Below are 17,599 nucleotides of genomic sequence, written 5' to 3' on the forward strand. Positions count from 1 at the left end.
CCCGCCCCCCGCTAGAGGTGCGACAGCACCAGACCCGCCCCGCCGAGCAGCGCCACGTCGTCGACCGCGGCGGTGCCGACCAGCACTCGCGGCTGCTCGGCCCCCGCGAAGGCCACCGCGTCCCGCAGCCGCTCCTCCACCACGGTGCGGAAGCGCTCACCGCCCTCACGCGCCTCACCGTGCAGGATGAACAGGCCCGGCGCGAAGAGCTGCTGCACGTTCACCAGCCCGAGGGCCAGGTTCCGCGCGTACTCCTCGACCACCCGCCCGGCGAGCGCGTCCCCGCCGCGCACCAGCTCGGCCAGCGACACCGCCTCCCCGAGCCCCGCGGCACGTGCCCTGGCCCGCAGCCAGCCGGTCGTGGCCAGGGTCTTCCAGCAGCCCCGGCTCCCGCACGTGCAGCGTTCGCCGCTGGCCGACACGGTCATGTGCGCGCCGCTGCGCCCGCCGGGCGGCGCCATCACCTCACCGTCGTAGAGGACGCCCACCCCGAGCACCTCGCCGGTCGAGACCGAGGCGAAGGTGCGCCGCCCGCGGCCCGCGCCGAACCAGCGGTCGCCGAGCACCTGGAGCCGCGCCCGGTGCTCCAGGTGCACCCCGGCCCCGGTGAGGGCGCCCAGCCGCTCCGTCACCGGATAGCCGTGCAGCGCCGGTACGTCGTTGACCTCGAGGATCAGTCCGGTGAGCGGGTCCACGAGGCCCGCGGCGGCCACCCCGATCCCCTGGACCTCCCGGCCGGCGAAGACACCGGCCACCCCGGCCAGGGCCCCGTCGATGTCCGCGGGGGTCGCGGTGGCCGCGTCGTACGAGGACTCGGTGCGCTCCAGCACCCGTCCGGCCATCGACAGCACGGCCGCCCTGACCCGGCCGGGCACCAGTTCGACGGCCCCCAGCCGCCGCGGTGCCGCGGGAGCGAGCGGTTGCTCCGCGGCATCCGGGACCAGTCGCAACGGAGAACTTTTGTGGACCATGCGCCGACTCTGCCACGGCCCCGTTTCGGAGAGGTAGCACCGTGAGCCAATCGAGACTGACCGAACTCACCTGGCGGGAGGTCCGCCGGGCCGGCGAGCAGGGCATCGCGCTGCTGCCCATCGGCTCGCAGGAGCAGCACGCCGGGCACCTGCCGATGGGGACCGACACGCTCCTGGTGGAGGAGGTCGTGGACCGGGCGCTGGCCCTCCTCGACCGCGAGGCCGCCGCGACCCCGGCGCCGGCCGCACCCACGGCACCCGAGGTCGTGCGGCTGCCCGCGCTGCCCTTCGGGCACAGCCCGCACCACCTGTTCGCGGCGGCCGTCTCCCTCTCCGCCGCGACCCTGGGCGCCGTACTCGACGACGTCCTCGACTCGCTCGTGACCAGCGGGTACCGCCGTGTCATGGTCGTCAACGGCCACGGCGGCAACGACGAGATCATGCGGCTCGCCGTGAAGCGGTTCGCGCTGCGCGCCCGCGTCACGGTCGCCGCCTGCTCGTACTGGACCCTCACGGCAGGCGAGGACGAGGCCGGACGGCCGGACGTCACCCCGGGGCACGCCGGATGGTTCGAGACGTCCCTCATGCTGGCGGCGCACCCGGAACTGGTGCAGACCCCCGTGCCCGCCCGCACCCCCGTCGAACCGCCCCCGCTGTTCGACCACCCGCCCCACCCCGGCCTGACCGTCGAACGCCACGGCGAGTGGGAGCGGGTCGACGGCTCCACCGACGACGCCTCCGGTGCCGACGCCGACCGCGGCGGCCGGCTCCTGGACGACCGGGCACGAGGACTGGCCCGCGCCATCCGGGCCTTCGACGCGGCGAGCCGGTGACCCCCACGATGCGAGGAGAAGAAATGAAGATCACCGACGTCGACGTGTGGGTTGTCAACCTCCCACTCGTCAACCCCTTCACCAGTTCCTTCGAGACCAAGACGGGCGAGACCCGCACCGTCGTCCGGGTGCGCACCGACGCGGGCGTCGAGGGCTGGGGCGAGACGATGTGGGGCGCGCCGGTCGCCGCGATCGTCCGCCGGATGGCCCCGGACCTGATCGGGACCAGTCCGTTCGCGCTGGAGGGCTTCCACCGCAAGCAGCACATGGTGCCGTTCTTCTACGGCTACCTCGGCTACGCGGCGATCGCCGCCGTCGACGTCGCCTGCTGGGACGCGATGGGCAAGGCCACCGGCCAGTCCGTCACCGATCTGCTGGGCGGCGCCGTCCGCGACGAGGTCCCGATCACCGCGCTGATCACCCGCGCCGACGCGCCGGGAGCGACCCCGGCCGACCTGCCAAAGGCCATGGCCGAGCACGCGGTGCGGGTCGTCGAGGAGGGCGGTTTCGACGCCGTCAAGCTCAAGGGCACCAAGGACTGCGCGGGCGACGTCGCCATCCTGCGCGCGGTCCGCGAGGCGCTGCCCGGCGTGAACCTGCGCGTCGACCCGAACGCGGCCTGGTCCGTCCCCGACTCGGTCCGGGCCGGCATCGCGCTCGAGGAGCTCGACCTGGAGTACCTGGAGGACCCCTGCGTCGGCATCGAGGGCATGGCCCAGGTGAAGGCGAAGGTGCGCATCCCGCTGTGCACCAACATGTGCGTCGTCCGCTTCGAGGACTTCGCGCCGGCCATGCGGCTGAACGCGGTCGACGTCATCCACGGCGACGTCTACAAGTGGGGCGGCATCGCCGCGACCAAGGCGCTCGCCGCGCACTGCGAGACCTTCGGCCTGGGCATGAACCTGCACAGCGGCGGCGAACTCGGCATCGCCACGGCCGCGCACCTGGCCGTCGTGTCGAGCACCCCCGTCCTCTCCCGGGCCATCGACAGCATGTACTACCTGCACGCGGACGACATCATCGAGCCGCTGCACCTGGAGAACGGCCGGCTGCGGGTGCCGTCGGGACCGGGCCTGGGCGTGAGCGTGGACGAGGACAAGCTCCGCCACTACGCGGAGGTCAACGAGCGGGAAGGTGACCTGACCGGATGAGCGAGCCGACCGGCAAGCAGGCCGTGCACACGCCCGATGCTCCCCGTCCCGCGGGCGCCTACTCCCAGGGGGTGGTGGCGGGCGGGTTCCTGTTCACGGCTGGATTCGGGCCGCAGGACCCCGCGACCGGCGCCGTACCGGAGGGCGTCGCGGCACAGACCGCGCAGGTGCTGCGCAACGTGGCGGCGGTCCTCGCCGCGCGGGGCCTGACCCTGCGGGACGTCGTGAAGGTCACGGCGCACCTGCACCACCTCAAGCGGGACTTCGCCGCGTACGACGCGGCCTACCGCGCCTTCTTCGAGGAACCCTGCCCGGTGCGCACCACGGTCGGGTCGGACCTGATGGACATCCTCGTCGAGATCGACGTGGTGGCCCTCCTGCCCCACCCGGACCTGCCCGGCCCGGACCTGCCCGGGTGACCCGTTCCGGGCTCGTCGGCCCCGCCCGGGCCGGCGAGCCCGGCAGCCGTACGCTGATCAGCATCGATCGAGACCGTGTGGGAGTCGAACGTCATGCCCCTGCTGGAGCCCAAGCCGGAGAGCCTCCGTCCCGGCACGGCCCGTGTCGCGTCCGCCGACCGGGTGCCCGACGGCGGTGCCACGGGCACCCCCGAGCCGCTGCGCGCCGGCCTGACCGCGCTGCTGGGCCGGGACAAGGTCCTGTGCAAGATCTCCGACCTCGTGAAGTACGCCTCCGACGCCAGCCCCTACCGGTTCGTGCCGCAGGTCGTCGTACTCCCCGAGACCGTCGACGACGTGGCCGCGGTGCTGGCGTACGCCCGCGACCACGGCCGCCAGGTCGTCTTCCGCGCCGCCGGCACCAGCCTGAACGGCCAGGCCCAGGGCGAGGACATCCTCGTCGACGTCCGCCGCCACTTCACCGGCATCGAGGTCCTGGACGACGGCGCGCGGGCCCGCGTCCGCCCCGGCACCACGATCATGCGGGCCAACGCGACCCTCGCCCGGTACGGCAGGATCCTGGGGCCCGACCCGGCCAGCGCCATCGCCTGCACCGTCGGCGGGGTCGTCGCCAACAACGCCTCCGGCATGACCGCGGGCACCACCCGCAACTCGTACCGCACCCTCGCCTCACTGGCCTTCGTGCTGCCGAGCGGCACCGTCGTCGACACCGCCGACCCGCACGCGGACGAGACGCTGGCGCGGGCCGAGCCGGAGCTGTGCGCGGGGCTGCTGGCGCTCAAGGCCGAGATCGAGGCGGACGAGGCCCTCACCGCCCGCATCCGCGCCAAGTACGAGATCAAGAACACCAACGGCTACCGGCTGGACGCCTTCCTCGACGGCACCACACCCGTCCAGATCCTGCGCGGGCTCATGGTGGGCTCCGAGGGCACCTTCGGCTTCATCTCTGACGTCGTCTTCGACACCCTGCCGCTGGACCGCAGGGTCTCCAGCGGCCTGCTCTTCTTCCCCTCGCTGACCGCCGCCGCGGCGGCCGTCCCCCTCTTCAACGAGGCCGGGGCGATCGCCGTCGAGCTGATGGACGGCAACACGCTGCGCGCCTCGGTGAGCGTACGGGGCGTACCGGCCGACTGGGCCCGGCTGCCACGGGAGACGGCGGCGCTGCTGGTGGAGTTCCGGGCCCCCGACGAGGCGGGCCAGGATGCCTTCGAGCGGGCGGCGGCAGCGGTCGTCGAACGGCTGGAACTGGTCGCGCCGGTCGCCTCGGTGACCAACGAGTTCACCCGCGACGCCAAGGTGATCTCCGGCTACTGGAAGGCCCGCAAGGCCTTCGTCACGGCAGTCGGCGGCTCCCGCCCGGCGGGCACCACCCTGATCACGGAGGACTTCGCGGTGCCGCCGTCCCGGCTGGCCGACGCCTGCGAGGAACTGCTCGGACTCCAGGCGCAGCACGGCTTCGACGCCGCCGTCGCCGGCCACGCCGCCCACGGCAACCTGCACTTCCTGCTCGCCTTCGACGCGTCCAAGCCCTCCGACGTCGACCGGTACGCGGCGTTCATGGACGACTTCTGCCGGATGACCGTGGAACGTTTCGACGGGTCGCTGAAGGCGGAACACGCCACCGGACGCAACATCGCCCCGTTCCTGGAGCTGGAATGGGGGCCCAGGGCGACCGAGTTGATGTGGCGCGTCAAACAGGTCATCGACCCCGAGGGCGTCCTGGCGCCCCGGGTCGTCCTCGACCGCGACCCGAAGGCCCATCTGCGCGGACTGAAGACGATCCCCGGGATCGAGCCGGTCGCCGACCCCTGCATCGAGTGCGGCTTCTGCGAACCCACCTGCCCCAGCCACGACCTGACGACCACCCCGCGCCAACGCATCGTGCTGCGCAGGGAGATGCTGCGGCAGCCGGACGGTTCACCGGTCGAGGAGCAACTCCTCGCCTCCTACGGCTACGACGCCGTCGACACCTGCGCGGGCGACTCCACCTGCGCGATCGCCTGCCCGGTCGGCATCGACACCGGCGCCCTGATGAAGGACTTCCGCCACCGCCGGCACTCGCCGCGCGAGGAGCGGATCGCCGCACTCAGCGCCAAACGGTTCAAGACCGTGGAGGCGTCGGCCCGCCTCGCGGTCGGTGCGGCCGAGAAGATCGGCGACCGGCTGCTGGAGGCCGCCACCGGCCTCGCCCGCAGAGCCGTACGCCCCGACCTGGTGCCCGAGTGGCTGCCGGAGATCCCGGGCGCCGCCGCCCGCACCGCACCGCCCACCACCCGCGCCGGAGCGAGCGCCGTCTACTACCCGGCCTGCGTCAACCGGATCTTCGCCGGTCCCGAGGACGACGGCACGCCCTCGCTCCAGCAGGCCGTGGTCGACGTCTCGGCGCGGGCGGGCCGGCCGGTGTGGATCCCCGACGACGTCGCGGGGACCTGCTGCTCGACGATCTGGCACTCCAAGGGGTACGCGGACGCCAACACCGTGATGGCCAACCGCGTCGTCGAGGCCGCCTGGGCCTGGACCGACGGCGGGCGGCTCCCGCTCGTCGTCGACGCCTCCTCCTGCACGCTCGGCATCCGGCACGAGGTCGTCCCCTACCTCACCCACGCCAACCGGGAACTGCACGGGCGTCTCGAGGTGATCGACTCCATCGTGTGGGCCGCCGAGGAACTCCTGCCGCGGCTGACGATCCGCCGGACGACCGGCTCGGCGGTGCTGCACCCGACCTGCTCGATGCAGCACCTCGGCGACGTGGACCAACTGCGCGCGGTGGCCGACGCGGTCGCCGACGAGGTCGTCGTCCCGGACGACGCCGGATGCTGTGCCTTCGCCGGCGACCGCGGCATGCTGCACAAGGAGCTGACGGCCTCGGCGACGGCCAAGGAGGCAGCCGAGGTGACCTCGCGCCCCTACGACGCCCACCTGTCCGCCAACCGCATGTGCGAGATCGGCATGGACCGCGCGACCGGCCGCACGTACTACTCCGTCCTGATCGAACTGGACCGGGCCACCCGACCCTGAGCCGGGTCACCCCCGTTGGGTGAGGGTCTGGGGGTAGTCGGTGATGATGCCGTCGACGCCGAGGCGGGCCATGGTGCGGATGGCGCCGGGTTCGTCGACGGTCCAGACGTTGATGTCCATGCCGAGTTGGTGGACGCGGTCGACGAGGGTCTGGTCGGTGACGGTGTGCTGGGGGTTGATCTGGTCGGCCCACTGGCTGAGTTCGGTCAGTTCGGTGTCGGTGGGGCGGTCGGCGTCGAGGATGCCGATGGGGATGTCGGGCTGGGCGGCGTGGAAGGTGCGGGCGTCGTCGGTCTGGAAGGACTGGACGGCGAGCCGGTGGCGGGCGAGGGCTTTGGTGACGTAGTCGCCTCTGCTGTCGAGATGGTCGGCGAGGTCGGTGGCGATGGTGGTGCCGTACTGGCCGCAGGGGCTGATTTCGGCGAGGAGTCCGGTGCGGGTGTGCTGGATGTGGCGGATGACGTCGTCGACGGTGATGATGCGTTCGCCCGCGTAGTCGTCGTGGAACCAGGTTCCGGCGTCGAGGCGGCGCAGTTCGTTCCAAATGAAGTCGGAGACGCGGTATTGAGGCCGGCCGGGGTAGAGGTCTTCGATGTCGGTGGTGCGTTGCATGGTGCAGTCGTGGAAGTTGACGAGTTTGCCGTCCTTGGTGCGTTGGACGTCGATTTCGACGTAGTCGGCGCGTTGGTGGACGGCGAGGTCGATGGCGGCGGCGGTGTTCTCGGGTGCCATGCCCGAGGAGCCGCGGTGGGCGATGACGTCGGGGCCGGTGGCGGCCTGTGCCGTCGTCGAGGTCGCGGCCAGTGCCAGACCACTGAGCACCGCCACGACCACACCGGCGGCTCTGCTCGCGGCGCGCCTCACCGCGTCGCCCCCGACCCGGCCGGCGCCGGTGCGGGCAGCGCGTCGAGCACGGCCGCGGCCGTCGCCACGGGGTCGCCCGAGGGCTTCAGGGGGTAGGAGTCGTGCCGCTGGTTCCAGGCGTTCTCCAGCGCGAACCAGTCGAGGGCGGCCGGCGGCCGTCCGGTGACCAGCGCGGTGTCCAGGGAGTCGAGGTACGTCGTCCAGCGCTTCGCGTAGAAGTCGGAGACCAGTCCGGACCACTCCCGGTTGGCGTAGTCCCGCAGGCCGCCCGAGTCGCTGCCGGAGCGGTGGCCCCAGGTGGTCAGGATCGAGCGGGCGTCGAACTCGGCGACGTCGCGCTCCGCCCGGGTGGCGCCCCAGGACCTGGCGTCCGCCAGCCACGGGCCGAGCAGGAAGCGGGTGTCGGTGGCGAGCAGCCGGTCCAGCAGGGCCATGTCGTCCTTCCACTCGGCCGCCCCCGCACGGAACCGGGACAGGTCCCCGGCGTCGTAGGCGGACTTGATCTCCGGGAGCAGGGAGCGGCTGCGGTTGGCCAGCGCCTGGCGCGCCACGTCGACCAGGTCGAAGCGGTAGGCGTCGGTCGTCCGCAGCGCGGGTGCGACCTTCAGGAGCTCGGCCAGCGCACGGCGCACGGTGTCCGGGTCGTAGCGCATCGCGCCGGGCTCCAGCTGGCCGCCGAGCCGGCCGTCAGCCGGGGGCGGGCGGTGAAGAGGCTGTCCTGCGCCTCGCTCCAGGTGCCGGACGGCATGCTGTACGGGCCCGTGCGCAGCAGCTCCCAGGCCCGGGCGGCGTGCGGGTCGGCGCGGCCGTAGCGGCGTTCGGCGTAGGCGGCGAACCATGCCTCGTGGTCCACCGGGCCGGTGCGCCAGGCCAGTTCGGTGAAGAGCTCGTAGGCGACCGGATTGCCGCCCGTGCCCTCCGGCAGGTAGGCGATGCCCGCGAGCGCGCTGTCGGTCTTGGTGCGCCACTGGTCGAAACGCTCGGCCCACACGGCGGTGTTGGCGCCGATGGTGGTGTGACCGCCGAAGTTGGGGATCGTGCCGAACGCGTAGGGCGCGCCGTGCCAGGCGGTCTCGCGGTCGAGGCCGTCGTAGCGGTCGGACAGACCGTCCACGATGAGCAGCCTGCTCTTGTCGACGGCGTCGATGATCTGCGTCGAGGGGTTCTTCTGCCAGCCGAGCAGGGTCCAGACGGCACCGGGGCGCGCGGTCTGCAACGCCTTCATCACGGCCTGGGCGGCCTGGCCGATGGGGACGTCGCCGGGCCGTCCGCCCTCGTGCAGGAGATCCATCTTGTACATCGTGGAGTCGCCGAACAGCTCACGCTGGTGGCGGTAGAACGCGGCGGCGACCCTGGGGAACACGTCGGTGCGCGGGTCCAGCCAGTCCGGCCGCTCGAAGCCGACCCACTGGCCCTGCGGGACGACCGTGCCGCCGGGGTTCCGGTCCGTGAAGCCCGGGGGCACGGTGCCGTAGTAGCCGGGCAGTACGGGGGTCATGCCCAGCTCGCGCAGGCGGTGCGCGATCCTGCGGCCGAGTGCGGCGCGGTCCTCGATCAGCCGCTCGGAGACGGGACCGGCGAAACCGGACATGTTCTGCATCAGCCACCACGGCTGGTGCGCCGGACCCGGGATCCAGGACCTCAGTTCCTCCTTCGAGTACCCGAACTCCTGGAGCGTCTCGTAGTAGACGGCGTCGGCGCCCATCTGCACGAAGACCTCGTTCGCCCCGTGCAGGGCGAGGAGATCGATCTGCTTCTCGTAGGAGGCCCAGTCGCGGTAGGCGCCGGAGTAGCCGTCGTCGGTGTCGTTGAGCGCGAAGCGGTGCGGCACCGAGGCCTGCCGGCGAACGGTGCCGTCGGGTGCGGGCAGGGTGCGCGGCAGCTCGGCCGTGCTGCGCCCGGGCCAGCCGATGTCGACCTTGGCCGTGTACTTGAGGTACCAGTTGACGCCGCTGAGGAGCACCGCGGGGCTGGTGCCCCGCACCCGGACGTGGCCGGCGTGGCCGGAGACGCTGAACCAGTCGCCGGAGGCGGGACGGTGCGCCGGAACGAGGGTGAACTGCGAGACGTGCCGCGGCAGCAGGCGGGCCAGCGCCGCCCTGGCGGAGTGCGTGCCGAAGGCGGGTCCGCCCGGCGGGGAGGCCGCCGCGGGGGCGGAGGAAGCGGTGAGCGTGGAGGTGAGAAGGGCGAGGGCGGCGGCTGCGCAGAGGGCAGCCCAGGGTCTGAGGCTTCTCACGGTCACCTCTGAGGAGTTGTTGACGGGGTGTTGGTGAATATGGGGGTGGGCGAGCAACCAGTCAAGGGCGCCTCGCCCGGAGGGGCCCGCTAGGAGGTGCGCCGCGCCTGGTACACGGAGTCGTAGATGGGGAAGACGTGGCGCAGGCCGGTCAGGGCGAAGAGCTGCTTGGTGTTGGCGTCCGTGATGACCAGCTTCAGTTCGCCGTGCACCGACTGGACCCGTTTGAGGGCGCCGACCAGCACACCCAGACCCATGGAGTCGATGAACGCCACCGCGCGCAGGTCGACGACGAACCGGCGGTGCCCGTCCGCCAGTCGCTCGATCATGTACTGCTTGATCACCGGCACGGTGTACACGTCCACCTCTCCGCGGATCTCCACGATGGTCCAGTCCCCGACGCCGCTGTGGTTGATCTCGATGGGAGGTTCCATACGTACTCAACGGCATGTCCTGGGCAGAGGTGGCGCCGCACATTCGTTCTGCATATGCGTGAACGACTGGCCAAGGGATCACCAGGGGTAGCTCCCTTGTCCCGGAGGGGCGAGCACCGCGTCCGCTCCCACCGTGCGGATTCCGCCATTCGGGCCCATCCTGGAAGCCGGGCCACGACGCCCACAGACCGACCCACCGGGAGGTCCTGTGATTCTGCTCGCGCTGCTCCTACCAGTCGTGATGATGGCCTTCCTCTTCGCCGCGGACGCGCTCGAAGACCTGATCTTCCCGCCCCCGGCGGCCCCGGACGAGGATGCTCCGGCCGGGGACGTCGCCCGGACGACGTCCCCCTGAGCCCGGTCAGGCGGCGCGGCGCTCGCCCACGGGCCTGCGGCGCAGCTCCGCACGCTGGAGCGCGGGCGGCACGAAGACCTGGTCCAGGGTGCCGACGTCGGTGCCGGGCGGCACGATCTCGTCGATCCGGTCGAGGAGGTCGTCGTCCAGCGCGACGTCGAGCCCGGCGAGCAGGTCGTCGAGGTGCTCCATGGTGCGCGGTCCGACGATCGCGCTGGTCACGCCCGGGTGGGCGATGGTGAACGCCATGGCGAGGTGGGTCAGCGGCAGGCCCGCCTCCGCGGCGAGCGGGACGAGCCGTTCGACGGTGTCGAGCCGTCGCTCGTCGTCGAGGTGCCGGACGAGCCCGGCGCGGCGCAATTCGTTCGGTCCGCCCCGGCGCACCCGCCCCGTGAGCAGTCCCTGTCCCAGGGGGCCCCACACCAGGGTGCCCAGCCCGTGGCGCTGCGCGACCGGCAGCACCTCGCGCTCGATGCCGCGGTCGAGCAGCGAGTACGGCGGCTGCTCGGTGTGGAACCGCGCCAGACCGCGCCGCTCGGCGACCCACTGCGCCTCCACCAGGTCGGACGCCGGGGTCGTGGACGTCCCGATCGCCCGGACCTTGCCGCTGCGGATCAGGTCGGAGAGCACGGCGAGCGTCTCCTCGACGTCCGTGCCGGGATCCGGCCGGTGGATCTGGTACAGGTCGATGTGGTCGGTCCGCAGGCGGCGCAGCGAGTTCTCCACGGCGGTCGTGATCCAGCGCCGTGACGCGCCCCGCTGATTGGGGTCGTCCCCCACGGGCCGGCCCACCTTGGTCGCGAGGACGACACGGTCGCGCCGCCCCTCGATCGCCCTGCCGACGACGTCCTCGGAGTCGCGGTAGGCGTCGGCGGTGTCGATCAGGTTGATCCCGGCGTCCAGTGCCTTGTGGATGATCCGGGCCGAGTCGTCGGGGTCGGGATTGCCGACCGACGTGGCGAACATCAGGGCGCCGAGTGCGTAGGGGCTGACCTTGATGCCCGTGCGGCCGAGCGTGCGGTACTGCATGGCGGTCCTGCCTTTCGTCGTGGAGGGATCCGGGCAGCGCGCGGCACCGGCGGACCGGGCCGCGGGCGAACCCGTCGCTCACCAGCGTGTGGCGCCGCCGGCCGCGGCGGGAGAGACGTCCTTGTCCAGGGACCGGCCGTCCCTGGCTGCGGCGGGCGGCACGAGGCAGGGTGGACGGGTGGACAGAACCGAGCTGGCCGACTTCCTGCGCCACTGCCGCACCCGACTCGCCCCCGCCGACGTGGGCCTGCCCAAGGGCGCGCGGAGACGCACCCCGGGACTGCGCCGTGAGGAGGTCGCGCAGCTGGCGGGCATGTCCACCGACCACTACACACGCCTGGAGCAGGCCAGGGGATCACGCCCGTCCCGCCAGATGCTCGCCGCCGTCGCCCGCGCGCTGCGGCTGACCGACGACGAACGGGACCACCTCTTCCACCTGGCCGGCGAGGAACCCTCGCACCACCGCACCCCCACGGACCACGTCCGCCCCGGCCTGCTCCTGATCCTCGACCGGCTGACCGACGTCCCCGCCCAGGTGGTGAGCGACCGCGGCGACGTCCTCGCGCAGAACGCGATGGGCAAGGCGCTCCACGGCGACGCGTCCGCCCGGCCCGAGGCGGAGCACAACGTCGTCTGGCGCTTCTTCACGGACCCCGCCGCGCGGGAACACTTCCCGGCCGAGGACCACGACCGGGCCGCCCGCGCGGCGGTGGCGGATCTGCGCGCCACCCTGGCCCGCCGCCCGGACGACGCGCGGCTGACGGCACTCGTACGCCGGCTCCGTGCCCGGAGCGAGGAGTTCTCGGCGCTCTGGGACAACCACGAGGTCGCCGTGCGCCGGGCCGACGTCAAACGGTTCCTGCATCCGGTCGTCGGACTGCTGGAGCTGGACTGCGAGGTGCTGCTGAGCCCCGAGCACGACCAGCGGCTCGTCGTCTACACCGCCCGCCCGGGCAGTGAGTCCCACGAGCGGCTGGAACTGCTGCGCGTGGTCGGTCTCCAAGATCTGACCCGCGGTTGAACGGGAGAGTTGAACGGGACAGCGGGAAGGGGACCGTCACCTCCCGGGAGGCGGCGGTCCCCTTCGGGGTGCGGGGGCGTCAGCCGTCGCTCGTGGTCACCTTCACCTCGTCGACCACCAGTTGCTGCGGGAAGGTGGTCGAGCTGTCGGGGTCGCCCGGCCAGTAGCCGCCGACCGCGAGGTTCAGGATGAGGAAGAACGGCTTGTCGAAGACCCAGTCCTTGCCGCCCAGGTCGGCCGGCGTACGGGTCTGGTAGACGGTGCCGTCGACCGACCAGATGATCTTGTCCGGGGCCCAGTCCACCGCGAAGGTGTGGAAGGCGTCCGCGAACGCCTCGCCGTTCGGCAGGGTGTAGGCCGCGCCGATGCCGCCCGAGCCGGAGTAGCCGGGGCCGTGGAGGGTGCCGTGCACGGTGGACGGCTCGAAGCCGACGTTCTCCATGATGTCGATCTCGCCCGAGTTGGGCCAGCCGACCTCGCCGATGTCCTGGCCCAGCATCCAGAACGCGGGCCAGATGCCCTGCCCGCGCGGGATCTTCATCCGGGCCTCGACGTGGCCGTAGGTCGCGGTGAACTTGCCGGACGTGTTCAGCCGGGCGGACGTGTACTCGCACGTGCCGTACCAGCACTGGTAGTTGCCCGGGTTCTCACGACGGGCCTCGATCACCAGGTTGCCCTGGCCGTCGAGCTTCGCGTTGTCCGTGCCGGGCGTGTAGTACTGCCGTTCGTGGTTGTTGACGTTGTCGCCGGTCTCGAGCTGCCACTTCGCGGCGTCGACGCCGGATCCGGCGGGTCCGTCGAAGGTGTCGGAGAACGTCACCGCGGCGGCGGACTCCGGCCGGTGCTCCGCCTGGGCGGGGGTCACCGCGGCGGCCGCGACGAGGGTGGCGGACAGGGTGGCGAGGAGGCAGCCGCGGAGCAGTCGTGGGGAGGCCATGTCTCTCCCTTTCGTGGGCCCGCTCCCACGAGGCGGGAGCGGGCGCGGGGGTGGGGGGAAGGTGGTGCGTCGGTTCGGGCGCGGGTGGGGCCGGCCCGGTCAGTCGAAGGACTCCAGCGTGATCGCCGCGTCCTTGGGGTCGCCGTCGTGCACCAGCGACTCGTGGTTGCCGACGTCGTCGAAGGCGAAGGCGTACGCCTGGCCGTCCCGCATCTGCGCGTGGACGAGGCGGGCGTAGTGGTTGGTGACGTCGTCCTGGTAGAAGCCGGAGGCGTCGGCGTCGGGCTGCTCGGCGTTGGTGAGCAGCGTGGAACGGTTGTACGCGGCGCACAGGGTCCGCGAAATGGGGCCGCGCACCTGGTCGTTGGGGGCGTCCAGCTTGTTGTAGCAGCCGAAGACCGAGTCGGAGTCCGGCTTCTCGAAGGAGGTCACCACCGCACCGCTGCCGTCGGTGAAGTCCATCCTGTCGCCGTTGACCCGGCCGTGGAACTTCGTGTCCGGCTGATCCTTGAACGGTGTCACCGTCAGTGTGTCGGTGGCGTACTTGCTCCAGACCCGGTCGATGTAGTCGTCCATCACGCCGGCGGGCAGGTCGCCCGAGCCGATGCCGTGCCCGGGGGCCAGGACGCGCAGCGGCGAGCCGTCGCCGCGCGTCTGGACCAGCCCCTCCCAGCCGCCGCCCTGCTGCGTGAGACCGTCGGCGACCGCCTTGTACCCGCCGGGCTTGAGGGAACCCGTCTGCTTCGTGGACCCGTCACCCGCGGTCAGGCCGACGGAGTAGGGCGCCGAGAACATGTCCACCTGGGTGGAGTTGATCCACAGACCGGAGTCGTTGAGCGTGTACTCGGTCCAGTTGAACAGCGTGTCGTGGTTGGGGTCGGCGGCGTTCTGGACGGCGGGCTGCACGAGGCCGCCCTCGGCGAGCCGGAAGTCGAGCTTCTTGCCGTACGAGAAGTAGACCCGGCCCGAGAACTTCGGAAGCTGAACGGTCTTTGACCCGCCGTTTGCGGGCCCCGCGAACGAGGCGTCGGGGGCGGGGACCGGCGGGGCGCCACCGGCCGGCCAGGCGTGGAAGGCGCCGCTCTCGTCGGCGTACCCCTGCTTCCCGGAAGCGAGTTCGGTGCCGATCACGTAGACGTAGACCTGTTCGGCGCTGCCCGAGTCGTTCTTCAGGGTGAGCGGGATGGTGTCCGGTACCGCCGAAGCCGGTTCGGCCGGTCCGACGACGACGGCGACGGCGCCGATGGACGCCGCGACGGCCAGGGACGCCGTCAGCTTGCGTGGGGAAAGCACACGGTCCTCCTTGGTGTGGGGGGACTTGCAGGGTTGTAGTCCTTCCCTGTGCATGTCAACTAGTTGAACGAGATCAATCGGAAGAAGTCCCTCCAGGTTCGGAAGGTGAAATGAGGGGAAGGCCCCGCGCGCCGGATGCCGTGCGTGCCGGACGCGTTGCGGACTGCTGATTGACATGTCCGCTCTCAGTTACGATCCTGGACCCGTTGCCTACTTCCATCGATGTACATCACGGCCCGTGGAAGCGGAGGGACATGCCGCACCTGACCGGAAGCCCCCCGAGCGGGAGCGGGAAGCCGTCCCGCCGACTGCGCGGGGCCGTCGCCGCCCTGCTGTCCGGCGCCCTCGCCGCCTTCCTGCTCCTGGTGTCCTCCCCGGGGGCCGCGCGGGCGGACCAGACCGCTCTGCGGGCCGCCGACCCGAGCGTGATCCGGGTCGGCGCCACCTATGTCTCGGTGCAGTCCACCGGGGGCGGCATCGCCGTACGCCAGGCCGCGTCCACCGCCGCGCTGGCGGCGGCGCCCGCCCGTCAGGTCTGGTCGGACACCCGTGACCGGGGCGAGGTGTGGGCGCCCGAGATCGTGCGGGACGGCGGCCGCTACCACATCTACTTCACGGCCGGCCGCGGAGCGGCCCACCGGATGTACGTGATCAGCTCCACCACCGCCGACAGCGGGTACACGGCCGAGACGAAGCTGGCGCTGCCGGACGACAAGTGGGCCATCGACGGCACCCTGTTCACCTTCGAGGGGCAGCGGTGGTTCGTCTGGTCGGGCTGGGCCGGCGACACCAACGTGGAGCAGAACCTCTACATCGCGCGGATGAGCAGCCCCACGGCACCGACCGGCGCGCGGTACGTCATCTCGCAGCCGCGCGAGAGCTGGGAGCGCGTGGTGGGCGACCCCTTCATCAACGAGGGCCCCGAGCCGGTCAAGGACCCGAACGGGCAGCTGCACATCGCCTATTCGGCCAACGGCAGCTGGAGCGACCAGTACTGCCTGGCCGACCTGAGGCTGCGGGCCGGCGGCGACCCGACGTACGTGTGGGACTGGTACAAGTCCAACGGCTGCCTCTTCGGGTCCCACCGCGCCACGATGATGGCCGGCTGGGACCCCACCCTGCACGTCGACGGGCCCGGCCACCACAGCTTCGTCCTGCTCGACGGCGACATCGCCACGAGCCCGCCCGCCGGACCCAGGTTCCCTTTGATGTTCCACGCCGTCGCGAAGGGGACGCCGTACACCTGGGAGAACCGGCACTGGTACACCGGCACCTTCTGCTGGTGGGGCGGGACCACCTACAGCCGGGCCAACGTCCCCGGTCCGACCAGCGACACGGGCTGGAGCCTGAAGTACTTCGAGTGAGGCGGTCGCACCGTCCGGCGGCGCGGTCCGGTCAGGGTGCCAGGGACCAGCGCGGCGGCACTCCGGCGAACCGGCAGACGAGGAAGTACAACGGGATGGGCGCGGTGTAGGGCGAGTCCCCGTCCGGGCCGTGGACCAGGCGCGGGCCGGACGCCCGTCCGCCCGGTCGCGCCCGGGTCCAGGACGGGTCGCCGACGACGTAGTGGGTGCCGGCGGGCCACGCGACTCCTATGTCGGAACCGGAGGGGACGATCCACCACCAGCGCCCCTCGTCGGCGAACACGCAGCCCGCACGGGGGAGTCGGGCCAGTATGCGTTCACCGTGGGACGCGGAGGTGCCCACGGCGTCGTGCCCCAGGCCGACGCTCAGTCCGGCGGGGAGGCTGAGCGGGGCCGGGCCCGGGCGGTGCCGGCGAGGCGGGCGGGCGGTGCCGGACGGGCACGAGCGGTCACGGACGGTGGCCGCGGACGGACGTGGGTCACGCGGGTGGTGCAGGTCCATGGGGGGTGGGTCCTTTGGCCGCGACGGACGTCAGGAGAACGTTGTCATGCGAGACCGCCCCGCGCAGTGGGGGACGTGTCGCCAACAGGACGGTCCTGGTCATCGGTTGGGGAATGCGGGTCGAGCGGGGGACGGGCGCGGTGAAGCCACTGTGTCATCCGTCAACAACGGTGCGCAACCGTCAAGTTGAAAATTGCAGCCGTCAGGATGCATGCTCCTGCGGCGGGCCGGCGCCCGTGACAGACTGGCGTGTCCGGTCCCGGGCACGGGACGGCGAAGGGGAGATGGCGTGACCGCGGAGACCGACTGGGGCGGTGCCCCCTCCGTGCTGCGGATGATCCTCGGCAGACAGCTGGAGGAGCTGCGCACCCGCGCCGGTCTCACCTTCGAGCAGGCCGGTGAGGCGATCGGGGTGAGCCACTCCACGATCCGCCGGCTGGAGGCGGCGAAGGTGGGCCGGCTGCGCCTCCCGGACGTGGAGAAGCTCCTCCAGGTCTACGGTGTGCGCGACCAGCAGGAGATCGACACCTTCCTGAAGTCGGCGCGCGAGGCGAACAAACGGGGCTGGTGGCACACTTACCGCGACGTCATGCCGGACTGGTTCGCGGCGTACCTGAGCCTGGAACAGGCGGCTCTGCACATCCGGGCCTACGAGGCCGGCTTCGTGCACGGACTGCTCCAGACCCCGGCCTACGCGCGGGCCCTGGTGAGGGCGGGCAGTCCGCACGCCTCCTCCGTGGACACCGAGCGGCGGGTGGCCCTGCGCATGCGGCGCCAGGAGATCCTCTCCCGGCCCTCCCCGCCGCGCCTGTGGGTGGTGATGGACGAAACGGTCCTGCGCTGGCCCGTCGGCGGCACAGACGTGATGCGGGAGCAGGTGGACCATCTGATCGAGGTGGGCCGGCTGCCCCATGTGACGCTCCAGATCATGCCGTTCGCCGGCGGCCCGCACCCGGCGATGCGCGCCGGCGCCTTCGACCTCTTCCGGTTCCGGGCCCCGGAACTGCCCGACATCGTCTACCTCGGAGGGCTCGTGGGCGCCGTCTACCTGGACAAGGGCGACGACGTGGTGGTCTACCGCGAGGCCCTGGACCGCCTGGGTGCCCAGGCCGTGCCCGCCCGAGGCACCGAGGAACTCCTCGGCGCGCTGCGCAAGGAGCTGTGAGGACCTT

Annotated in this window: 14 protein-coding genes and 2 pseudogenes; 8 read left to right on the forward strand and 8 right to left on the reverse strand. The window is 72.0% G+C overall.

The genetic code is table 11. The features are described 5' to 3' along the window. Positions 1-11 precede the first annotated feature (11 nt). A complete protein-coding gene (locus B9W62_RS37795) occupies positions 12-950 on the reverse strand; it encodes an ROK family protein (RefSeq protein WP_179236194.1) in 939 nt (312 codons plus the stop codon). A gap of 62 nt (positions 951-1,012) precedes the next feature. Here B9W62_RS37795 and B9W62_RS37800 point away from each other — a divergent pair, with 62 nt between their 5' ends. From B9W62_RS37800 to B9W62_RS37815, 4 genes are all read left to right on the forward strand, one after another. Further along, the gene (locus tag B9W62_RS37800; protein ID WP_087811411.1) at positions 1,013-1,804 is read left to right on the forward strand and encodes a creatininase family protein; all 792 of its coding nucleotides are present in this window, start codon (positions 1,013-1,015) and stop codon (positions 1,802-1,804) included. Between the two features lie 23 nt (positions 1,805-1,827). Continuing rightward, positions 1,828-2,955: a mandelate racemase/muconate lactonizing enzyme family protein gene (locus tag B9W62_RS37805; protein ID WP_087811412.1), complete on the forward strand. Its 1,128-nt coding sequence runs from the start codon at positions 1,828-1,830 to the stop codon at positions 2,953-2,955. Then, entirely contained in the window at positions 2,952-3,374 is a 423-nt protein-coding gene (locus B9W62_RS37810; RefSeq protein ID WP_087811413.1) for a RidA family protein, read from the forward strand. Before B9W62_RS37805 ends, B9W62_RS37810 begins: the two co-directional genes overlap by 4 nt. A gap of 93 nt (positions 3,375-3,467) precedes the next feature. Next, entirely contained in the window at positions 3,468-6,392 is a 2,925-nt protein-coding gene (locus tag B9W62_RS37815) for an FAD-binding and (Fe-S)-binding domain-containing protein (RefSeq protein WP_087811414.1), read from the forward strand. A gap of 6 nt (positions 6,393-6,398) precedes the next feature. On the opposite strand, the gene B9W62_RS37820 is transcribed toward B9W62_RS37815, so the two are convergent. The 3 genes and pseudogenes from B9W62_RS37820 to B9W62_RS37830 all read right to left on the reverse strand — a co-directional run bounded on the left by B9W62_RS37820 (position 6,399) and on the right by B9W62_RS37830 (position 9,926). After that, entirely contained in the window at positions 6,399-7,220 is an 822-nt protein-coding gene (locus B9W62_RS37820; protein ID WP_256976715.1) for a glycerophosphodiester phosphodiesterase, read from the reverse strand. 32 nt (positions 7,221-7,252) lie between these two features. Beyond that, positions 7,253-9,498, reverse strand: a pseudogene (locus B9W62_RS37825) (alpha-N-acetylglucosaminidase). 83 nt (positions 9,499-9,581) lie between these two features. Continuing rightward, positions 9,582-9,926, reverse strand: a complete 345-nt coding sequence (locus B9W62_RS37830) for an STAS domain-containing protein (protein ID WP_087811416.1) — start codon at positions 9,924-9,926, stop codon at positions 9,582-9,584. 208 nt (positions 9,927-10,134) lie between these two features. On the opposite strand from B9W62_RS37830, the gene B9W62_RS37835 reads away from it, so the two are divergent. After that, positions 10,135-10,281 (forward strand): hypothetical protein, encoded by a 147-nt coding sequence (locus B9W62_RS37835; RefSeq protein ID WP_087811417.1) that lies wholly within the window; start codon positions 10,135-10,137, stop codon positions 10,279-10,281. Positions 10,282-10,287: 6 nt separating this feature from the next. Here the strand turns inward: B9W62_RS37835 and B9W62_RS37840 are convergent, their stop codons facing one another. Further along, positions 10,288-11,310, reverse strand: coding sequence for an aldo/keto reductase (locus B9W62_RS37840; protein ID WP_087811418.1), 1,023 nt, complete (start codon positions 11,308-11,310; stop codon positions 10,288-10,290). Positions 11,311-11,488: 178 nt separating this feature from the next. Here B9W62_RS37840 and B9W62_RS37845 point away from each other — a divergent pair, with 178 nt between their 5' ends. Continuing rightward, the gene (locus tag B9W62_RS37845) at positions 11,489-12,331 is read left to right on the forward strand and encodes a helix-turn-helix transcriptional regulator (protein ID WP_179235873.1); all 843 of its coding nucleotides are present in this window, start codon (positions 11,489-11,491) and stop codon (positions 12,329-12,331) included. 85 nt (positions 12,332-12,416) lie between these two features. Here the strand turns inward: B9W62_RS37845 and B9W62_RS37850 are convergent. Together B9W62_RS37850 and B9W62_RS37855 are read right to left on the reverse strand one after the other, a co-directional pair. Further along, a pseudogene (locus tag B9W62_RS37850) lies at positions 12,417-13,268 on the reverse strand (family 16 glycosylhydrolase); the annotation flags it as partial. Positions 13,269-13,367: 99 nt separating this feature from the next. Next, positions 13,368-14,561: a glycoside hydrolase family 64 protein gene (locus B9W62_RS37855; RefSeq protein WP_087811421.1), complete on the reverse strand. Its 1,194-nt coding sequence runs from the start codon at positions 14,559-14,561 to the stop codon at positions 13,368-13,370. Between the two features lie 254 nt (positions 14,562-14,815). Between B9W62_RS37855 and B9W62_RS37860 the strand changes: the two genes are divergently transcribed. Next, the gene (locus tag B9W62_RS37860; RefSeq protein WP_087811422.1) at positions 14,816-15,925 is read left to right on the forward strand and encodes a glycoside hydrolase family 43 protein; all 1,110 of its coding nucleotides are present in this window, start codon (positions 14,816-14,818) and stop codon (positions 15,923-15,925) included. A 31-nt stretch (positions 15,926-15,956) separates the two neighbouring features. Here B9W62_RS37860 and B9W62_RS37865 read toward each other — a convergent pair whose 3' ends face one another. After that, positions 15,957-16,427 carry a hypothetical protein gene (locus tag B9W62_RS37865; RefSeq protein ID WP_087811423.1) on the reverse strand — a complete coding sequence of 157 codons (471 nt, stop codon included), beginning with the start codon at positions 16,425-16,427 and terminating at the stop codon, positions 15,957-15,959. Between the two features lie 289 nt (positions 16,428-16,716). On the opposite strand from B9W62_RS37865, the gene B9W62_RS37870 reads away from it, so the two are divergent. After that, entirely contained in the window at positions 16,717-17,592 is an 876-nt protein-coding gene (locus B9W62_RS37870; protein ID WP_087811424.1) for a helix-turn-helix domain-containing protein, read from the forward strand. The last annotated feature ends 7 nt before the right edge of the window (positions 17,593-17,599 follow it).

This window comes from Streptomyces sp. CS113 (assembly GCF_002188365.1).
Lineage (GTDB): Bacteria > Actinomycetota > Actinomycetes > Streptomycetales > Streptomycetaceae > Streptomyces > Streptomyces tendae.

Bases quoted from the DNA above. Each gene is read 5' to 3' on its own strand.
- B9W62_RS37815 (WP_087811414.1), top strand. From the start codon at position 3,468: ATGCCCCTGCTGGAGCCCAAGCCGGAGAGCCTCCGTCCCGGCACGGCC.
- B9W62_RS37830 (WP_087811416.1), bottom strand. From the start codon at position 9,926: ATGGAACCTCCCATCGAGATCAACCACAGCGGCGTCGGGGACTGGACC.
- B9W62_RS37805 (WP_087811412.1), top strand. From the start codon at position 1,828: ATGAAGATCACCGACGTCGACGTGTGGGTTGTCAACCTCCCACTCGTC.
- B9W62_RS37810 (WP_087811413.1), top strand. From the start codon at position 2,952: ATGAGCGAGCCGACCGGCAAGCAGGCCGTGCACACGCCCGATGCTCCC.
- B9W62_RS37840 (WP_087811418.1), bottom strand. From the start codon at position 11,310: ATGCAGTACCGCACGCTCGGCCGCACGGGCATCAAGGTCAGCCCCTAC.
- B9W62_RS37865 (WP_087811423.1), bottom strand. From the start codon at position 16,427: ATGGACCTGCACCACCCGCGTGACCCACGTCCGTCCGCGGCCACCGTC.
- B9W62_RS37860 (WP_087811422.1), top strand. From the start codon at position 14,816: ATGCCGCACCTGACCGGAAGCCCCCCGAGCGGGAGCGGGAAGCCGTCC.